The following is a 19,809-nucleotide window of genomic DNA, read 5'->3' as shown; positions in this document are numbered from 1 at the left end:
ACAATTATTTTATATTGAAAATCTGTTCTAAAATTTTAATCGTAATCAAATAAGTTGGCTTTACACCAGTTGTTCCTAATCCGCCTGAAGCTAAAGTACTGCCTGTTTCAAGAGGATTATCTGAAGCATAGTAAGCGTAACGAACCTTGATATCGTGTGGCACGCTTTTTCTAATTTTTGATGCCGACTGAATCGCTTTTTGATAGTAAGAACCCTCCATTTCGAGTCCGATTACGCCCCAAGTCGATTCGTGGAAAAACTTCAATAAATCTCTGTTTTGCAACGACGTCCCTAAAACGGTCACCATTGCTCCTTCGTAAATATCAATATCATTTCCTTCGAACATTGCTCCTGTTAGTTCATTTTCAAAGAAATAATTATCTGCTGTTCCTTCGTTGATATGTGCCGTAGGAATCATAATATCTCCTTTTCCTCCTTCTAGGATTCCTGCTTTCCCCATAATAGAAACCGATTTCACGTTTAGTAAGGTTTCTTTTTTATACGGTTTCAACAGTTCATCGATTGTTTCGTAAGCCTGCTCTCCAAAAGCATAATCCATTACGATAATAACCGGTTTTTCTTCGCCTACATTGGCGTGCGAAAAGGCTGTTTTTGACCAATCAATTTTGGCTGTATCAAAAATCTGAACATCAATATTGGTTCCTGAACCATCTGGCAACGAAATCATTCCGTTCTTTAAAGCCAATTCTTCAACCTGGCCTCTGATTTCTTTCGAACCAGAACCGCTTAATTCTTCATAAATAAAGAAATCCGTTTTTCCTTTATATTTTGTTTTTAACAAAGGCGTTGCAAAGATCGAATTCATTACACTGTGCATATTGGCACTAATGACATGAATTGGTCTTTTCAATAAATCGTTTGCTTTTAAAACTTCTTTAATGTTTGTCGCCCAGATTTCGCCGTGAATATGGTGTCCTAGACGCTCGCGTAAAACCGGACTAAAAGTAATTGTACGTTTATTGTTTTCAACAATTTCTTCGATTGCTAATTTTCCTAACCAATAAATAACGTGCAAGAAACGATCTGGCGCCGTTTCTGAACCAAAAGCATCGTAGATGTCTAAAACTTCTTCGAAAGTTCTGGCCAAAATATTTGCAACGTGGGAAATCGCTTTTTCTTTTTCTACCAAAGAAAGCTTTTTGGTCTGCATAACCGCCTGCTCCAGTTTCTGCCAATCGCGAGATACTTCTCCCCCATCATCTATTAAAACTCTATTTTTGATCTTATGAGATTCAATGAAAATGAAAGTGAGATGTGTCAGAATATCGTAAATATCTGAACGTCCGCGAGTGATTTCGACATTCATTTGCTCTTCGTCAATTCTGTAGCAATTTCTTCTTCTTTTTGGAGGAACAATTGGCTGAAAATGCGATTTAGAATAACCTTCATCTGAAGTTAAATTGATAAAACGGCATTGCTCAATTCCAATTGGCAAACGCTCAATAACGTATAAAAGACCGTTCAATTCTACTTTTTCTTCGGCAATGTTTCCGTAGATTTCTGGACGCAATGCCAATAATGATTCTCTTAAACTATCGCCCGAAACTCCCATTGGTTTGTAAAAACCACGGTTGAATAAATGGCGCATTGTAATGTACATTTTTTCTATTGCCGCAGAAGATTCCTGCGCTCTAGATCTTGATATATGTTTAGTTTCTTTCATTCTAATTTTATTTATAACTCAAATGTAAGCAAATACACGGCATACGTTGTATCTACAATATTATTTTTTAAAAATCATTTTATTTTAATTTATCTTCTCTTTTAAATTTATCCTTTGCCCAATTTTTCGGATTTGAAACAATGTAATCAGAAATTCTTTGATATTGATTGTTGTCTCTAATGATATTATCGTAAAATAATTTTTGCCATTGATGCGGATATCCTAATCTGTTTGCATGTTTGGTTACCGCAGATTTATATGATCCAACAATGGACGAAATGGTGTTTTTTCCAATGTTTTGAAAACGTTGCGAACCTGGTTTTTCAAATTTGGCAATTGATGGTGATGACACCAATGGCGGTGGTGACGATAACAATGGTGGTAGATACAGGGCATGCCCTGTATCTACGTTGTCCATATTATTTCTGTTATTCCCATTATCCACATCACCAATATTTAATTGTTTATCAATTATCAAAATTCCGTGAATATGATTTGGCATGACAACAAAATCACCCAATTCGACATTTTTATGATGCATCGGAATTTGATGCCATAATATATCGGCAATAATACCAACCTCTGATAAAACCATTTTATCATTTTGAATTTCTCCAAAATAATGTTTTCTGTCTTGTGTACAGATTGTTATAAAATAGGCTCCATTCCAACCATAATCCCACCATTGCGCTCTAATTGAAGAAATACGGTATTTATTTTGAAACTTTCCTTGACTCATTTAATTTTCATTTACTTATCCATCCTAATTCATATGAATAAATAACTGTTTAATCTTGGAAATATTATTTTATTTTGTAAGATTATCCGCAATATCTCTATTGTTTGATAATCTAGGAATTTTATTCTGTCCGCCCAATTTTCCTTGCGATTTCATATAATCTTGAAATCCGTTTTTAGAAACTTTAGTAATTACTACTTTTCTTAAAACATTCCCTGTAATTAAATCGTCGTAATAAATGTTTTGTTTTCGCATTGAATTATCGATCGTTTCAGCAAAAACTTCCATGTTTTCAGGTTCTTTTTCAAATTCGATCAGCCATTCGTGATAAGGTAATCCACTGGCTGGTGTTATTTGTGGAGCTACAGTAAATTCGTTAATTACAATATTAGTTGAATTTACGGCTTCTTTCATCGCATTTTCGACTTCATTGGCAATAACGTGTTCGCCAAAAGCCGAAATATAATGTTTGATACGTCCAGAAACTATAACACGGTATGGAGCCAGAGAAGTAAACTGAACAGTATCTCCAATATTATAACGCCAAAGTCCTGCATTAGTAGAAATAATCAAAACATAGTTTACTCCTACCTCAACTTCACCAATTGTATATACTTTCGGACTTTCGTTAAAAAACTCATCTGCTTTTATGAACTCGTAGAAAATACCCGAATTCAACAGTAACAACATTCCTTTTTCTTTCTGCGAATCTTGATATGCAAAAAAACCTTCAGAAGCCGGAAACAACTCGATGCTGTCTACTTTTCTGCCAATCATTTGTTCAAATTTGGCACGATATGGCTCGTAATTAACACCTCCGTAAATAAAGAGATTGAAGTTTTTGAAAATTTCGCCGATCTTTTTTCCGCCGCTTTTCTTTTCCAAACGTTCAAAATACATCTGAACCCAAGACGGAATTCCAGAAATTACAGACATGTCTTCTTTTATAGTTTCATCGACAATGGCATCAACTTTGGTTTCCCAATCGTCAATACAATTGGTTTCCCAAGACGGCATTCTGTTTTTCTGCAGATATTTTGGAACAAAATGTGCTACAATTCCAGAAAGACGTCCAAATTTAATTCCGTATTTCTCCGTCAAAATTGGACTTCCTTGCAAAAAGATCATTTTTCCGTCAACAAAATCAGCTTTTCCAGTTTCGTTAATATAATGAAGAATCGCATTTCGAGCTGCTTCTATATGGTAAGGCATCGATTCTTTGGTAAGCGGAATAAATTTTGCTCCCGAAGTTGTTCCAGAAGTTTTGGCAAAATATAATGGTTTTCCTTTCCAAAGAATATCCGCTTCGCCTTTTACAACCTTTTCAACATACGGTTTTAAATCTTCGTAATCTCTCACAGGAACTAAATTTTGAAAATCTTCGAAAGTTCTTATCTGATCGAAATGATGGTCTTTTCCAAATTCGGTGTTTAGTGCATTTTCAATCAAACTTTTAAAAACCTTTTGCTGAGTTTCAACTGGTTTTTCTGCCCATCTAAGCGTTTGTTTATATATTTTTCGGGCAAAAATTTTTGCCGCAATTGACTTAATTGACATTTTTAGTGGTATTATTTTTTATCACTTTTCTTTTTGTCTTGAGATTTTGCTTTCAGCTCTTTTTCAGTTTCAGCGACATCTTCTCTCAATTTTATCTCAGCATCAGATGCTTTCATATTTAAATCTGAAGCATCATCGGCAGACTCTGTTTTAATAGAATCTTTATTAAATTTTGAATATTCTAATTCTCCCCTTAAAACTTTCTGAATTCCTTTTATATAAGCATCATTTTGTTTTAAAGCCGTTTCTAAAGAATCTGATTTAATTGCCAGTTTTGTAGCATTTCGTTTCAATTCTGTCGAAGAATATCCAGGAATAAATTCACGAAGCGGTGTAAAAGCAATTATGAAAGTAGTAACCAAAATTAGAAATATTCCGCCTAAAGTAAACGTTACGAATACATTCATTAAAGTAAGCCTAAAAGAAAATATCTCTTCAAAAGTGTCTTCATTTAAAATTACCAATCGATTTTTAATGAATAGTTTTTTCCTAAAATTCTTTTTCTTTTTTTTAGTCATTATCCTTCTTTATGCTAGCAAATATAGTAATTAATCATTACGAAATTTGTTTGAAAAATTTCATGAAGAGCTATAATTTACGATTTTATAAAATATTTAACGTGGTCCGATACAAATATTTTAAACTAAAAATACTTCTATTTCGTATATTTCTATATACCTTTGCGTAATAATTAAGAAAAACAATTTGCTTCGGCATTAAATATATTAGTCATGGGAAGATTAGGTCTTACAGAAATCCTTGTAATAGTAGGTATTGTGATTTTACTTTTTGGAGGTAAAAAAATTCCAGAATTAATGAAAGGTTTAGGAAGTGGAATTAAGGAATTTAAAAACGCTGCTAAAGACGATCAACCTGCTGCTTCTAAAAAACAAGAAGAAGAAACAAAATAAGAAATTCGAAAAACTTATTAAATCCCAAATTACATTTGTAGTTTGGGATTTTTTTTAGCTTTTTTTTCTAGCGTAGAAAGAAATACCAAATTCTAAAAATTTTAGAATTTGGTATTTCAATATTTGAATTTTATAAAATCATCGTCAACTGAATTCTCTTTCTATCTTCATCAACCTCTGTCACTTTCACATCAACATGCTGGTGTAACTTTACCACTTCGTTTACATCGCTTACATAACCCGATTTTAACTGTGAAATATGCACTAAACCACTTTCTTTAATTCCGATGTCAACAAAACAGCCAAAGTTGGTGATGTTATTAACAATACCTGGCAAGATCATTCCCGTTTTTAAATCTTTGATTGATTTTACGTTGGCATCAAACTCAAATACTTTCGCAGACTTTCTTGGGTCTAATCCAGGTTTTTCAAGCTCTTTAATGATATCTTTTAGCGTAAGTAAACCAATTTCAGGCGTTACATATTTTTCTGGCTTAATAAGCGCTGTTTTCTCTTTGTTGGCAATTAAATCATTTAGAGAAATATTCAAATCTTTCGCCATCTTTTCAACAACCGGATAAGCTTCTGGATGCACCGCCGAATTATCCAGCGGATTCTTAGCATTTGTAATTCTAATAAACGCTGCTCCTTGCTGATAGGCTTTATCTCCTAAGCGAGGCACTTTTTTCAGCTGTTTTCTATCTTCGAAAGGTCCGTTTTCAGAGCGGTATTGTACAATGTTTTCTGCCAGCTTCTCCCCGATTCCACTCACATAACTTAGTAAGTGCTTGCTTGCGGTGTTGATGTTAATTCCAACCGAGTTTACGCAACGAATAACCGTATTATCTAATTCTTCTTTTAATTTCGTTTGGTCAACATCATGCTGGTACTGCCCTACTCCAATTGCTTTTGGATCGATTTTTACCAATTCAGCCAACGGATCTGAAAGTCGACGACCAATAGAAACCGAACCACGAACAGTTACATCATAATTAGGGAATTCTTCTCTCGCAATTTTTGAAGCTGAGTAAACTGAAGCTCCTGCCTCAGAAACTATAAAAACTTGAACTGGTTTGTCAAACGCGATTTTTTTGATGAAAAATTCAGTTTCGCGAGAAGCCGTTCCGTTTCCTATTGAAATGGCATCAATTTGATACGCATTTACCATTGAACGAATTTTTTTAATCGCCATTGTTTCCTCATTTTGAGGTGCGTGCGGATAAATCGTTTCGTTATATAATAAATCGCCTTTTTCGTCTAAACAAACTACTTTACAACCACTTCTAAATCCTGGATCGATTGCCAAAATACGTTTTTCTCCCAACGGTGGAGCCAATAACAACTGACCTAAATTGTTAGCAAAAACCTGAATAGAATTGGCATCGGCTTTTGCTTTTGCTTCTTGCAGTGTTTCGTTTCCAATTGCCGGATTCAATAAACGTTTGTAACTGTCTTCAATTGCCAGCTGCAAATGTGCTGTTGAATTATTTTGTTTTTTAATGATGATTTCGTCAATTACATCATATGCATCGTCGATATCAACATCAATTTTCATTTTTATAAAACCTTCATTTTCTGCGCGAAGCATTGCTAATAAACGGTGTGCTGGAGCTTTCGTCAATGGTTCTTCCCAATCAAAATACTGGCTGAATTTTTGTGCTCCTTCTTCTTCTGCTTTCTTTTTAACCACTTTTGTAGCAATAGTCGCTTTTCGCTGAAACAGTCTACGAAGCTGTTTACGAACATAAATGTTTTCGTTAATCCATTCGGCTACAATATCTCTCGCGCCTTGAATAGCGGCTTCTTCGTTAATAACATTTTCATTAATATATTGTGTCGAAATAAAATCGATATCAGCATCACTTTCAGAAATGATCAGTTTTGCCAAAGGTTCCAAACCAAATTCGCGCGCAACATCTGCTTTTGTTTTTTTCTTCTTTTTGTATGGAAGATAGAAATCTTCTATTTCCTGTAAATCAAAACTGTCTTCAATCTTTTTCTTCAATTCTGGCGTAAGTGCTTTTTGCTCTTCGATCGATTTTAAAACTGCTTCTTTACGTTTTACAAGCGTATCGTATTCTTTCTGCAATTTAGCAATCAACTCAATAACAGTTTCATCAAGATTTCCGGTTGCATCTTTTCGGTAACGCGAAATAAAGGGAATTGTACAGTCTTCCTCTAATAATTTTACTGTGTTTTGAATACTGACTGCGGGAGCCTGAACAGACTTGGCAATGAATTGAATATTAGTCATACTTTTAATGAAATGATTTTCTTACTTAAAAATGATATAATTTACTTGTTAAAGCGTTTCTGCAAAATAGTAAATCATTCGGCTAAAATAATATCTTTGTTTTTAATTTTGAGCCAATGGAAATTTTATTACTGTATTTTTTATTTATAAATATCGTTCTTTTTATAATTGCTGGTTATGATAAATATCAAGCCTTAAAAAACAAAAGAAGAATTCCTGAAAAAACCTTGTTTTTCATGGCTTTAACGGGTGGCTCACCAGGGTTATTAACAGCCATGTTATTATTTAAACATAAAACGAGTAAAACTTCTTTTATTGTGAAGTTTGAAGTGATTTTAGTTATTCAAACTGCACTTATAATTGCCTTTCTTAATTATAAAAAGTAACTATTAACATTGTTGATAACTCGAAAAACACTGTTTTTACATTAATTTAACCAACTGAATTTTAATTACTTAAATAAAAAACCGGGCAAATTAAAAAATCGGCCCGGTGTGTTTATGAATTGGTGCGAAGCACCGAAATTTTTTTTGACTTTTTACGAACAAGCAATTTTATTCACTCTATTTTGGTGTCTTCCGCCTTCAAAAGCTGTATTTAAAAAAGTTTCAACGATTTCAACAGCTTGATGAATAGACGTGAATCTTGCTGGAATACTTACAATGTTGGCGTCGTTGTGCAAACGAGTTAAATACGCAATTTCTTTAGTCCAACATAAACCAGCTCTCACTTTCGGATGTTTATTTACAGTCATTGCTATTCCGTTACCGCTTCCACAGATTACAATTCCAAAATCGGCTTTACCTTCAGATACATCATTGGCAACTGGATGCCCATAATCTGGATAATCTACAGATGCATCAGTATCTGTTCCATAATTGGTTACTTCATATCCTTTTGCTGTAAGCCATTCAACAATTGCTTTTTTATATTCTGGACCTGCGTGATCGTTTCCTATCGAAATTTTCATTTTTATATTATTTAGTTGTGTACTGCAAATTTAATTAAAGAATACGGAAGTAGATATTTTTCGAAAGGAAAATCCATATTTTGGCCATGAATTCACGAATATTCACCAATTTCAAAAATCTATAACTTTAATTAGTATAAAAATTGAAAAAATTCGTGAATTTGTGGCTAATCACAACTGTCTTACTTTCAAAACCTTATACGGTTATCAACAATTTTGATAACTTCATAAGTATCTCATAATCAATAAAGAATAAACAGAATATTTGTTAAAATTTTGAGGTGTTAATACGAGTTCGTAATTCGTTGATATTCAGTTAACTTTAAATTAACAGAAAATGTTAATAAGTTCGAAAAGAAAATTAGAAGTTTTTTTTGGTTGTTTTCAAAAATTTCATAATCCAAAAGTGAAATTAAATATGCAAGAAAAGTTTCGTGAATTTTTGGAAAAGTTATCAATATCAAAAATACCATTTTCAACAGAAATCAACATATCAACTTATCTACAAAATCAATTCAAATTTGGTTGTCAACCGTTGTTAATTAAAATACAAAAAGTCTTATAAATTAATAATTTAACCAAAAATAACTATGTTAATAACTCAGAATAAATAAGTAAAACGAGATTTCAATGGCTCCAAAAAAAAAATTATTCGACATATTAACAAGCTATAATAACCATAAATTTTTTTTAAATTTTTAAAAATCTTTTTTGTTGTATTTAATATATGTTGAAAACTAAAAAAGTTGAAATTGAAAAAAATTTGAGTTGAATTGAATTTTACTCTGATTTGAGTTTGTTTTGAATTTTTGTTTCAGACGATTTTGAGAGGATTGTTGAGATTGTCGAGGATTTCCTGAACTTGCTCGAAATCGTCTGGGTGAACTTTGAGTTTGATGCCACCGAGCGCGTTGGAGTAAAACGGCATAACAGAGAGCGTCATTTCGTTTTCGAAAAAATAAGGGATTCCTTCTTGTTCCAGTAAGTGTTTGAGAACTACGGTTTCGTGCAGATAATTGAATACGGCGATCGTTTTAAAGCTTTCCATTTTTGGTCTTTTTGTAAATGTACGAAAAGTTATATTTTTAATAATTCTATTTGTTAAAAAGTATTATCTGATATCTTATTTGTAATTTTAAGCCTTATTAGAAAAGATATATGAGTAAGAAAATTAGAAAGCCGATAAAAAAAGAGAAAGATTTCTCTGGAAAAATACTTAAGATTTTATCGCAAAATGCTAATAAACCTTTCAATTACAAACAAATAGGAGCTAAGCTAGAATTAGACGATACAAAAAGCAGAAATCAGATTATAAAAGATTTAAAGATTCTTGCAGCTCAAAAGAAGATTATAGAAACAGAACCTGGAAAATACTTAGTAAAAGCAATTAGCCAGGATTACTACGAAGGAACAATAGATATGACGAGCAGAAAAACGGCATATTTTATTTGTGATGAGTTTGAAGAAGATGTTTTTATTCCGACCAATAATTTGAATCGTGCATTAGACAAAGACAAAGTAAAAGTTTACGTTTATAACAGAAGAAAAGGAAAAAGACCTGAAGGTGAGGTTATTGAAGTTATCGAAAGAGATAAAACAGAGTTTGTAGGTGTAATAGATATGCAGCCAAACTTTGCTTTTGTGTCTACTGCCAATCCTAAAATGTATACCGATATTTTTATTCCGAAAGATAAAATTGGTGAAGCAGAAAACGGAGATGTAGTTTTAGTGAAGATTGAAGACTGGCCAAAGAGAGCCGATAGTCCGTTCGGATCTGTAATTCGAGTACTTGGAAAACCTGGTGAGCATAATACAGAGATTCACGCCATTTTAGCAGAATATGGTTTGCCAGCAGATTTCCCTGTAGAAGTAGAGGTTTTTGCACAAAAACTGGATACTTCAATTCAAGAATCTGAAATTGCAAAACGTCGTGATATGCGTGATACGCTTACGTTTACGATTGACCCGAAAGATGCCAAAGATTTTGATGATGCCTTGTCTTTCAAAAAGTTAGAAAACGGAAACTACGAAATCGGAATTCACATTGCCGATGTTTCCTATTATTTAGAAGAAGGTACAATTCTCGATGATGAAGCGTACCAAAGAGCTACTTCTGTGTATTTGGTAGATAGAGTAGTGCCAATGCTTCCAGAAGTATTGTCTAACTTTGCCTGTTCGTTACGTCCGAATGAGGAGAAATATACTTTCTCAGCAGTATTTGAAGTTTCTCCGACAGCTCAAGTTATTAACCAATGGTTTGGTAGAACTGTAATTTATTCAGATCAGCGTTTTGCTTATGAAGAGGCACAGCATATTATTGAAACAAAAGGAAATAATACCATTCCGGTTGATATTTCAATTACTGGAGATTCTTATGTTGTTTCAGATGAAATTGTTGAAGCTACTTTAAAACTAGATGAATTGGCTAAGATTTTAAGAAAGAAAAGAATGCAGCAAGGTGCTATTTCTTTTGATAAAGTCGAAGTGAAATTCAATTTGAATGAAGAAGGAGAACCAGAAGGCGTTTATTTCAAAATATCAAAAGATGCCAATCATTTGATTGAAGAATTTATGCTTTTAGCCAATAGAAAAGTGGCTGAATACATTGGAAAACAAAAGAAAACGTTTGTTTACCGTATTCACGACGAACCAAATGAAGATAAACTGGTTGCGATGCAAACTGTTATCGCTAAGTTTGGTTATAAGATTGATTTTAGAACAAAAGGTGATATAGCAAAATCTATCAATGCTTTGATGGAAGAAGTAAACGGTAAGAAAGAACAAAATCTTATTGATACTCTTGCCATTAGAAGTATGAGCAAAGCCAAATATTCGACTGATAATATTGGTCATTATGGTTTGGCTTTTGATTATTACAGCCATTTTACATCGCCAATTCGTCGTTATCCAGACGTTATGGTACACCGTTTGCTGCAATATTATCTAGATGGGGGAGCTTCTGTAGATGAAGAAACTTACGAAACCAAATGTCTGCACTGTTCAAATATGGAAAATTTGGCAACAAATGCGGAGCGTGATAGTATTAAATACATGCAGGTTAAATACATGCAGGATCATCAAGATGAAGAATTCCTTGGAGTTATTTCTGGTGTTACGGAATGGGGAATTTATGTTGAAATCGTTTCTAACAAATGTGAAGGAATGGTAAGAATCAGAGAGATAAAAGAGGATTACTATACTTTTGACGAAAGGCAATATGCATTGGTTGGAGCTACTTCAAACCGTTTATTGCAATTGGGAGACGAGATTTATGTGAAAGTAAAAAATGCCGATTTAGTTAAAAAACAACTGGATTTTCATTTTTTACGACGAGCAGAATAAGTAATTAATTTAAAAATAAAAGTATGAGAAAGCTAATTATTGGAGCAGCAATTTTATTTGTACAAATGTCTTTTGGTCAAGTTACCAAAGAGTTAGGAGATTTTGATACCGTAAAGGTTTTTGATAAATTAAGCGTAAAAGTAGTTCAAGCAGATCAAAATAGAATTGTAATAAAAGGCTCAAGAGAAGCAGAAGTTGAAGTTGTTAACAAAAATGGTATTTTGAAACTAAGAATGCCTTTTCCAAAACTTTTATCAGGAAATGATCTTAGTGTTACATTATACTATAAACACATAGAATTGATTGATGCTAATGAAGGAGCAACCGTAACAAGTAATGAGGCTATTAAAGCAACTTCGTTTAAAGTAAGTGCACAAGAAGGCGCAGTTATTAATGTTGATTTAGATGTTGATAAACTTAAAGTAAGCTCAGTATCAGGAGGTTCAATTACATTAACTGGTAAAGCTACAAATCAGGATGCTAGTTTAGGAGCTGGAGGTTATCTCTTAGCAAGCAAATTAGAGACATCTCAGACTACTGTGAGCGTTTCTGCGGGCGGAAAAGCAGATGTTAAGGCTTCTACTCTTGTAGATGCAAAAGTGAGCGCAGGAGGCTCTATTTACATTTATGGAAAACCAAAACAGATAAACCAAAAAACAGTTTTTGGAGGTAAAATTGAAGAAGTAAAATAAGTCGTATTTTGATGATAAATGATATTTTGGCTGGACTGCCTTGGGGACTTTTTTTGAGCTTTATGGTAGGTCCAGTATTTTTTGTACTATTAGAAACCAGTATCACCAAAGGATTTAGAGCTGCATTAGCTTTTGATTGTGGTGTGGTATTAGGTGATATTTTTTTCATAGCAATCGCTTATCTAGGAAGTTATAGATTAATTTCTAGCCTAAAAGATAAACCAGCACTGTTTATTTTTGGAGGTATAATTATGCTGGCTTATGGTATAATCTCTTTTCTTAAATTAAAAAAAGGAGAAAAAATAAACGATGAAGAAATTGATCGTGATATTATTAAAAGAAATTATGGAAGTTTATTCGTAAAAGGTTTTTTACTGAACGTTATTAACATTGGTGTTTTAGGTTTTTGGTTGGCAGTAATTATTTCAATTGGTCCGAAACTACAAATGCAGACTCCAAGAATGATGACCTTTTTTGTTTCCGTAATTGTTGCCTATTTATTAGTTGATTGCATTAAAATACTTTTAGCTAAACAGTTAAAATCTAAAATGACACCAACAAACATTCTAAAAATTAAAAAAGGAATTAGTATTGTTTTAATGGTTTTTGGAGTAGTGTTGATCACTCAAGGATGGTTTCCTAAAGAAAAAGAAATGGTTAAAAATGCTTTCGAAAGAATAGATAAATAGTTGTTAATAACTCAAAAATGTAAAATTAAACCTCTGAATTTCAGAGGTTTTTTTGTGTTTATAAGTGTGAATTGTCATTGCGAGGAACGAAGCAATCTCATTACGTAAATCGATATTTGCAAACTTATAATAGTGAGATTGCTTCGTTCCTCGCAATGACTTAAAGGCATAAAAAAACCTTCAAATTGCTTTGAAGGTATTGAAGCATCGTCTGGATTCGAACCAATACCTTTAATTAATTTTTTATAAAAATTAAACAAAAAAAAAGAGACACATTTCTGTATCTCTTTTTGAGACATCGTCTGGATTCGAACCAATATCTTTAATTAATTTTTTATAAAAATTAAACATAAAAAAAAGAGACACATTTCTGTATCTCTTTTTGAGGCATCGTCCGGATTCGAACCGGAGTAGGAGCTTTTGCAGAGCCCAGCCTAGCCGCTCGGCCACGACGCCATTACTTGAACGGTTGGCAAAAGTAACTAAAATCTTTAAATTTCAAAAGTTTCCAAGAAACTATTTTAAAAAAATAGAGATTTAATTGTAGCAATTACTTTCTAATTTCGGTCATTTTTATAGTAACTGACTCAACATCACCGCCAATAGGAGGATTAATTTTAGAAACCCAAACTGTTGTTTTTTCTACTGTTTCTATCTCTGCCAGCACGCGAATATTGATTCTTTTAGCTACATGTTCTAATAAATGCGAACGAATTGCCATTTCTTCCGTCACAATTTTGTTCAAATGAACATAGTCTACCGTGTCTAAAAGATGATCTGTTTCGGCTGATTTCTGTAAATTGGTTTTAATTTTTAGATCAACAGTATAATCAGATCCAATTTTTCCTTCTTCAATTAAACATCCGTGGTAAGAAAATGTACGGATATTTTTAAGTTTTATAACTCCCATTTTTATGTTGTTTCAAGTTTAAAGTTTCAGGTTTTGCGCTAGTTAAACAACTTTAAACCTGAAACCTGAAACCTTTTTTTTATCTTTGCTAAAATTACTATAAAATAATGGCATCAGAAGAGAAATCACTCAATTTTATTGAACAAATCATAGAGGAAGATGTAAAATCAGGTCTTCCAAATACTAAACTTCGCTTTCGTTTTCCACCAGAACCTAATGGATATTTACACATTGGGCACGCAAGTTCTATTGCTTTAAATTTTGGTTTAGGAATTGATTATCAATCTCCTGTGAATTTACGTTTTGATGATACAAACCCTGAAAAAGAAGAGCAGGAATTTGTTGATGCTATTAAAAAAGATGTAGAATGGTTAGGATATACTTGGGCAGAAGAATGTTATGCTTCAGATTATTTCCAACAATTATATGACTGGGCAGTTTTATTGATTAAAAAAGATAAAGCTTATGTTGATAGTCAGACTTCTGAAGAAATGGCAATCCAAAAAGGAACTCCAACAACTCCAGGAACTGATAGTCCATACAGAAATCGTTCAGTTGAAGAAAACTTAGATTTATTCGAAAGAATGAAAAACGGTGAATTTGAGGCTGGTACACATATTCTTCGTGCAAAAATTGACATGAAATCAACAAACATGTTAATGCGTGATCCTATCATGTACAGAATTTTGCACAAACATCACCACAGAACTGGCGATGCTTGGAAAATCTATCCTATGTACGATTGGGCACACGGACAAAGTGATTATTTAGAACAAATTTCACACTCATTTTGTACACTAGAATTTTTGCCTCACCGTGAATTGTATGATTGGTTTTTAGATCAAATTTTTGAGGATAATAAATTACGTCCAAAGCAAAGAGAATTTGCTAGACGTAACTTATCACATACTGTTGTTAGTAAAAGAAAATTACAGCAACTCGTTAAGGAAAAGCATGTTAACGGTTGGGATGATCCTAGAATGTCAACTATTTCTGGATTAAGAAGACGTGGTTATACAGCTGCTTCATTGCGTAATTTTGCTAACACAATTGGTATTGCCAAACGTGATAATTTAATCAATGTTTCGGTTTTAGAATTCTGTATTCGTGAAGATTTGAACAAAATTGCACCTCGTGTAATGGCTGTTTTAGATCCTGTAAAATTGGTAATTACTAATTATCCAGAAGGAAAAGAAGAGTGGTTAGAAGCTGAAAATAATCAAGAAGATGAAAATGCAGGTTTCAGAAAAGTGCCTTTTTCTCGTGAATTGTACATTGAAAGAGAAGACTTTTTGGAAGAAGCGCCAGCTAAATATTTCCGTTTGACTTTAGGAAAAGAAGTACGTCTTAAAAATGCCTATATTATTAAAGGAGAATCAGTTATAAAGGACGCTGAAGGCAATATTACTGAAATTCATGTTACTTATGATACCGATTCTTTAAGCGGAAGCGGAACAGAAGCAAGCCAAAGAAAAGTATCTGGAACTTTACATTGGGTTTCTATTAAACATGCTTTGGAAGCAGAAGTTCGTTTGTACGATCGTTTGTTTACAGATGAAGCTCCGGACAGTTATAAAGAGAAAAATTTCTTAGATTTTGTAAATCCAAATTCTCTAGAAATTGTGACTGGATATGTTGAACCAAGTTTATCAACAGCTCAAAATGAAGATAAATTTCAGTTTCAACGTTTAGGATATTTTACTGTTGATAAAGACTCAACTCCTTCAAAATTAGTGTTTAACAAAACAGTTGGATTGAAAGATGCTTGGGAAGAAAAAGGTAAAAAAGAAGAAAATAGCATCAATAATTCTTTAAAAGAAATCAACAAATATTTTAAAGTTGAAACAAAAGCAGAACGTATTGCAATTGAAAGTGCAATAGGGGAGAACATCAAAAATGTTTCCAGTTTCTCTTTGATTCAGAATTCATTAAAGAAAAATATCAACAATAATAAGGCTTCACTGTTGTTTTCTCAGTTTATTTTGAAGTATTCAAACTGGAAATCTACCGATTTTGAAGAAGAAGATATTAAGAAATTATATTCAATGTCTTTAAAAAGTGAATCGACCTATGTAAGATCAAAAGCACTTTTAAACTTAAGGGATATTGAAAGTGAAAATCTGAGAGATCAGTTTTCTGATGAAATTTTGAAATTATATTCAAATCCACCAAAAAATGCTTCGGAAAGAGAAATTGAAATTCTTTCTGAAATGGTTAAGAAATAATATCAACTAAATTTATGAAAAGCGCTTTTATAAGCGCTTTTTTTTATTATATAAATTTACTATCGATAATTTAAATTTCATAATTTTTATAGATTGAAAGTGACTTTTATAAATTGATTTTAATAGAAAATAAAATTTTAATGGATAACCAATTCATTTTTTAGATTTTGATTTATTAGAAGTCTTTATTTTGATTTTTTGCATTTTTTAGTTCCTTATTTTACTATCAAATTTTATAATATAGTTTTAATTGATTTAAAATTTAATTATAAATCATTTTATTTATTATTTATAAAAACTATTGTTTTAAAATTTTAATTTATTTTATAGATTAAAAGTGACCTCCATAAATAAGATTTGAGATAAAATAAAAATTAGTCGAGTAGAGAAGACCTTTTTTTGTTTTTCATTCATTAAAACTCTTTATTTTAATTTTTTACTTTTTTGACTTCAATTTTCATCTCAAAAAGTTTAAATTAAAGTTTTTTCTTATTTTTTTAATTTTTGATCTCAAATTTGTAATTATAATTTTAAGTTATGAATTTTTTTTAAAAATTAGTTTTTAATTATTATTTATGAAATTGACTATAAAGTTTAAAATCATAGTTTTTTATTATTTTTTTAAGTTTTTGATTTCGATTTTATCTTTATAAATTTTGATTATAATTTTTTATAAAATTTAGTTTTTAATTATTATTTATAAAAATGATTATAAATAATTAAATAATAGTTTTTGTATATTAATTTTAACCTTCATAAATTGATTTTAAGACGTTTTTTTAATTGATTTAATATGTAACTCATTTTTTGAATTATTGTTTATTTATGGTCTTTATTTTAGTTTTTACTGTTATTTTGGTCAGTTTAACGGCTTGTTAACACACAATTGTTTATAAAACTGCTATTTTTAACTCAATACCAAAAGTCAGAGATGATTTTTGTAAAAATTAAAATTTGCCATAAAGAATCTAAGCTGGAATTTATTGTTTTTAGAAACTCGTAATTTTTATCACAATAGATTTTCAAAACTGATTTCCCAAAAAGACAATTTTATGTTCTCATTTTTATTATGATGTAATTTTGATAATATTTCCCGTAAAAAGTATTTTTCAAATTGTATTGTAATGACAAAATTCCATAATATTGAATTTGAGTGAAAGTTTAGTTTTTAAATTTCAAGTCTGACAATTTTTAATTTAAATCTAATTATCATGAAAATTTTATATTTCACAATAGCATTATTATTTGCAAACGTTGCAATTTCACAAACACATCAAATTACAAAACATAACGGCGAACAACTTGATGTTAATTTCATTAAAACAGAAAATGGTTTTGTGTACTATTCTTTAAAAGGAAGTTCTGAAGAAATCAAAATAAGCAAGTATGCTGTTTCTTCTATTACAAACAAAGAAACAAAACAAACTCAGAAAGTTTCTGATAAAATAGTAGTTGATTCAAAAGACGATTACAAAATGGTAACGGTTCTGCCACAAGAAAAAACAATAGGACTGAAACAAGCTGCTAGTTTTACTGGTGTCTCGACAAGGACAAAAGGTGAACCACCAATTGCAAATCAGAAACAGACAGCTATGAGAATCAAATCTAAATCGGCTTCAAATGGTTACCCTTTTGTTAGCATTATTGAAAAAGCTGATGGTAAGTACGAAGCTGTAGCTTATGTGTATTAATTATATTGTTAATTTTTTGTAAATTGCGATTAACCAAAGTTTTATCATTTCAAAAAAGAGTATCTTTATTAATAATTTTAAATTGTAATTATCATGTCTAAAAATTTAAATACAGCGGCAGCAATTCTAGCTGCAGCAGCGGCTGGAGCGGCAATAGGAATTTTATTTGCACCAGATAAAGGATCTAAAACTAGAGCAAAATTAAAAGAAGGCATAGATGATGCTAAACATAATATAAAAGATTCTTTTGATGCTAGTTCTGAAGTTTTGCGTGAAAGATTTACAAATGCAACTCAAAATCTTGACGGAACGTTAAATGATTTACTTTCAAATGTAAGTCATAAAACAGAAGAAGTAATCACTTTTTTGGAAACTAAGTTAGCTGAGTTAAAAGCACAGAACGCTAAATTTCAAAAATAATATTTTTATAAAGCACATTACTTGCTTATTTTTATAAGAAAGTTTTGTGCTTTTTTTATTTAAAATTATAATTATGGCGTTTGAAGAATTAAAAGAAAACACTGATAAAGTTCAAGATCAAGCTAAAGAATACATTGAAAGCCATTTAGCTTATTATAAACTTTGGGGTTTTAAGGTTGCTATGAAATCGACAACTTTGATCTTTAAGTTTACCTTGATTTTATTATGTTTCAGTATGGTTTTGATTTTCGGATCTTTTGCCGCAGCGTATGCTTTTGGTTCTTTGTTTGAAAGTAATGCTCTCGGATTTTTGGCAGTAGGAGGGATCTATCTTTTCTTTACCATTTTACTTTTCTTTGTAAAAGACAAGTTTGTTGAAGGACCAATTTTGGAGAAATTTTCAGAAATCTTTTTTAATGATTAATTATGGAAAGAAAAAAATACTCTTCGTATGCTGAGATTGAAAGAGATCTAGAAATTCTGAAACTCGAAAAAGAAATTAATTATCAGAAATTGGTTTTGAGTTTTCAGAAAACTAAGGAAAGCATCACACCGCAAAATATTGTAAATGGTTTCATTTCATCTTACACCGGTTATGTCAAGAAATCATTTCCAGAAATTTTACAATCTATTTTACCATTTATAATCAATTGGTTTATAAATAAAAAAAGAGGCAATTAAGCCTCTTTTTTATTTTGAAATTATTATTGAACATCTGGTTGAATGTCATCTTCGTAACCTGATTGTTTAGGTGTTTGTTTTGGTTTTTCAATTTTCTTATTGGTCTTTTTCATCATTTCTCCAACTTGGTTAGAAGCTGTAAAAGAAGCAACCATATTATTCAGCATATCGCTTCCAGCTTGTGGAGAATTTGGAAGGAGAATTAAGTTTGAATTGGTATCAGATCCAATAGATTGTAAAGTATCATAATGTTGAGTAACTACAATTAGGGCAGAAGCTTCTTGAGAATTAATGCCAACATTGTTCAAAACTTCAACACTTTCTACAAGACCTCTTGCGATTTCACGACGTTGATCTGCAATACCTTGTCCTTGTAAACGTTTACTTTCTGCTTCAGCTTTTGCTTTTGCAACAATTCTAATTCTTGAACTTTCAGCTTCAAATTCTGCAGCTGTTTTTTCTCTATCAGCAGCATTGATTCTGTTCATTGCATTTTTTACCTGGATGTCTGGATCAATATCAGTAACCAAAGTGTTGATGATATCATAACCATAAGTAGACATTGCTTCGTTTAATTCGCGTTTTACTGCAACAGCAATATCATCTTTTCTTTCAAAAACATCATCCAATTTTAGTTTAGGAACTTCGGCACGAACGACATCAAATACATAAGAAGTAATTTGATCGTGTGGATATTCTAGTTTATAAAATGCTTCGTAAACTTTATCTTGAATCACTTTGAACTGAACTGAAACTTTCATTTTGATAAAAACGTTGTCTCTAGTTTTAGTTTCGATGATAACATCTAACTGCTGAATTTTAAGATTTACTCTTCCGGCCAATCTATCAACCATCGGAATTTTAAGTTGTAATCCTGAATTTCTAACACTTTGAAATTTTCCAAAACGTTCAATAATTACAGAAGATTGTTGTTTCACAGTAAAGAACGACGACATAAAAATGAAGAATGCCAATACTAAAATGATAATGAATGCTGTACTCATGGTTGTATAATTTATATTTATGAATTTGGTAATTTACGAA

19 protein-coding genes and 1 tRNA gene are annotated in these 19,809 nt (G+C 31.5%); 10 read left to right on the top strand and 10 right to left on the bottom strand.

Annotated elements, in window-relative coordinates; translation table 11 throughout:
• Positions 1 to 4 precede the first annotated feature (4 nt).
• From J7574_RS02380 to J7574_RS02365, 4 genes are all read right to left on the bottom strand, one after another.
• A complete protein-coding gene (locus tag J7574_RS02380; RefSeq protein ID WP_290963671.1) occupies positions 5 to 1,684 on the bottom strand; it encodes a hypothetical protein in 1,680 nt (559 codons plus the stop codon).
• 79 nt (positions 1,685 to 1,763) lie between these two features.
• A complete protein-coding gene (locus J7574_RS02375) occupies positions 1,764 to 2,423 on the bottom strand; it encodes a transposase (RefSeq protein WP_290963668.1) in 660 nt (219 codons plus the stop codon).
• A 69-nt stretch (positions 2,424 to 2,492) separates the two neighbouring features.
• Positions 2,493 to 3,980: a GH3 auxin-responsive promoter family protein gene (locus J7574_RS02370; RefSeq protein WP_290963665.1), complete on the bottom strand. Its 1,488-nt coding sequence runs from the start codon at positions 3,978 to 3,980 to the stop codon at positions 2,493 to 2,495.
• An 11-nt stretch (positions 3,981 to 3,991) separates the two neighbouring features.
• On the bottom strand, positions 3,992 to 4,498 hold the full coding sequence (locus tag J7574_RS02365; protein WP_290963663.1) for a peptidase: 507 nt from the start codon (positions 4,496 to 4,498) through the stop codon (positions 3,992 to 3,994).
• A gap of 213 nt (positions 4,499 to 4,711) precedes the next feature.
• On the opposite strand from J7574_RS02365, the gene J7574_RS02360 reads away from it, so the two are divergent.
• Positions 4,712 to 4,891, top strand: a complete 180-nt coding sequence (locus J7574_RS02360; protein WP_008465789.1) for a twin-arginine translocase TatA/TatE family subunit — start codon at positions 4,712 to 4,714, stop codon at positions 4,889 to 4,891.
• Between the two features lie 130 nt (positions 4,892 to 5,021).
• On the opposite strand, the gene J7574_RS02355 is transcribed toward J7574_RS02360, so the two are convergent.
• Positions 5,022 to 7,145: a Tex family protein gene (locus J7574_RS02355; RefSeq protein WP_290963657.1), complete on the bottom strand. Its 2,124-nt coding sequence runs from the start codon at positions 7,143 to 7,145 to the stop codon at positions 5,022 to 5,024.
• A gap of 116 nt (positions 7,146 to 7,261) precedes the next feature.
• Here J7574_RS02355 and J7574_RS02350 point away from each other — a divergent pair, with 116 nt between their 5' ends.
• Positions 7,262 to 7,531 (top strand): DUF1294 domain-containing protein, encoded by a 270-nt coding sequence (locus J7574_RS02350; protein ID WP_290963655.1) that lies wholly within the window; start codon positions 7,262 to 7,264, stop codon positions 7,529 to 7,531.
• 152 nt (positions 7,532 to 7,683) lie between these two features.
• On the opposite strand, the gene rpiB is transcribed toward J7574_RS02350, so the two are convergent.
• The gene (gene rpiB, locus J7574_RS02345) at positions 7,684 to 8,115 is read right to left on the bottom strand and encodes a ribose 5-phosphate isomerase B (protein ID WP_290963652.1); all 432 of its coding nucleotides are present in this window, start codon (positions 8,113 to 8,115) and stop codon (positions 7,684 to 7,686) included.
• Between the two features lie 814 nt (positions 8,116 to 8,929).
• Entirely contained in the window at positions 8,930 to 9,163 is a 234-nt protein-coding gene (locus J7574_RS02340) for a DUF2007 domain-containing protein (protein WP_290963649.1), read from the bottom strand.
• A gap of 110 nt (positions 9,164 to 9,273) precedes the next feature.
• Between J7574_RS02340 and rnr the strand changes: the two genes are divergently transcribed.
• Genes rnr through J7574_RS02325 form a run of 3 tightly spaced genes read left to right on the top strand, consistent with a single transcriptional unit; the run spans position 9,274 to position 12,838 of the window.
• Entirely contained in the window at positions 9,274 to 11,457 is a 2,184-nt protein-coding gene (gene rnr, locus J7574_RS02335) for a ribonuclease R (protein ID WP_290963647.1), read from the top strand.
• A gap of 23 nt (positions 11,458 to 11,480) precedes the next feature.
• The gene (locus J7574_RS02330; RefSeq protein WP_290963644.1) at positions 11,481 to 12,149 is read left to right on the top strand and encodes a head GIN domain-containing protein; all 669 of its coding nucleotides are present in this window, start codon (positions 11,481 to 11,483) and stop codon (positions 12,147 to 12,149) included.
• A gap of 11 nt (positions 12,150 to 12,160) precedes the next feature.
• Positions 12,161 to 12,838 carry a LysE family transporter gene (locus J7574_RS02325; RefSeq protein ID WP_290963641.1) on the top strand — a complete coding sequence of 226 codons (678 nt, stop codon included), beginning with the start codon at positions 12,161 to 12,163 and terminating at the stop codon, positions 12,836 to 12,838.
• 385 nt (positions 12,839 to 13,223) lie between these two features.
• Here J7574_RS02325 and J7574_RS02320 read toward each other — a convergent pair.
• Positions 13,224 to 13,294: transfer RNA gene (locus J7574_RS02320), tRNA-Cys, on the bottom strand.
• 94 nt (positions 13,295 to 13,388) lie between these two features.
• The gene (folB, locus tag J7574_RS02315; RefSeq protein ID WP_057115457.1) at positions 13,389 to 13,748 is read right to left on the bottom strand and encodes a dihydroneopterin aldolase; all 360 of its coding nucleotides are present in this window, start codon (positions 13,746 to 13,748) and stop codon (positions 13,389 to 13,391) included.
• Between the two features lie 107 nt (positions 13,749 to 13,855).
• On the opposite strand from folB, the gene J7574_RS02310 reads away from it, so the two are divergent.
• From J7574_RS02310 to J7574_RS02290, 5 genes are all read left to right on the top strand, one after another.
• A complete protein-coding gene (locus J7574_RS02310) occupies positions 13,856 to 15,973 on the top strand; it encodes a glutamine--tRNA ligase/YqeY domain fusion protein (RefSeq protein ID WP_290963636.1) in 2,118 nt (705 codons plus the stop codon).
• A gap of 1,211 nt (positions 15,974 to 17,184) precedes the next feature.
• Positions 17,185 to 17,664 (top strand): hypothetical protein, encoded by a 480-nt coding sequence (locus tag J7574_RS02305; RefSeq protein ID WP_290963634.1) that lies wholly within the window; start codon positions 17,185 to 17,187, stop codon positions 17,662 to 17,664.
• 93 nt (positions 17,665 to 17,757) lie between these two features.
• Positions 17,758 to 18,084: a YtxH domain-containing protein gene (locus J7574_RS02300; protein WP_290963631.1), complete on the top strand. Its 327-nt coding sequence runs from the start codon at positions 17,758 to 17,760 to the stop codon at positions 18,082 to 18,084.
• Positions 18,085 to 18,157: 73 nt separating this feature from the next.
• Positions 18,158 to 18,508: a competence protein gene (locus J7574_RS02295; protein WP_290963628.1), complete on the top strand. Its 351-nt coding sequence runs from the start codon at positions 18,158 to 18,160 to the stop codon at positions 18,506 to 18,508.
• Between the two features lie 2 nt (positions 18,509 to 18,510).
• Complete coding sequence (locus tag J7574_RS02290; RefSeq protein WP_111368323.1) at positions 18,511 to 18,765, top strand: DUF6327 family protein; 255 nt, start codon at positions 18,511 to 18,513, stop codon at positions 18,763 to 18,765.
• Positions 18,766 to 18,788: 23 nt separating this feature from the next.
• On the opposite strand, the gene J7574_RS02285 is transcribed toward J7574_RS02290, so the two are convergent.
• The gene (locus tag J7574_RS02285; protein ID WP_290963624.1) at positions 18,789 to 19,769 is read right to left on the bottom strand and encodes an SPFH domain-containing protein; all 981 of its coding nucleotides are present in this window, start codon (positions 19,767 to 19,769) and stop codon (positions 18,789 to 18,791) included.
• Positions 19,770 to 19,809 lie beyond the last annotated feature (40 nt).

It is taken from the genome of Flavobacterium sp., assembly GCF_017744675.1.
Taxonomy (GTDB): domain Bacteria; phylum Bacteroidota; class Bacteroidia; order Flavobacteriales; family Flavobacteriaceae; genus Flavobacterium.
This window is presented reverse-complemented; position numbering and strand designations above follow the sequence as displayed.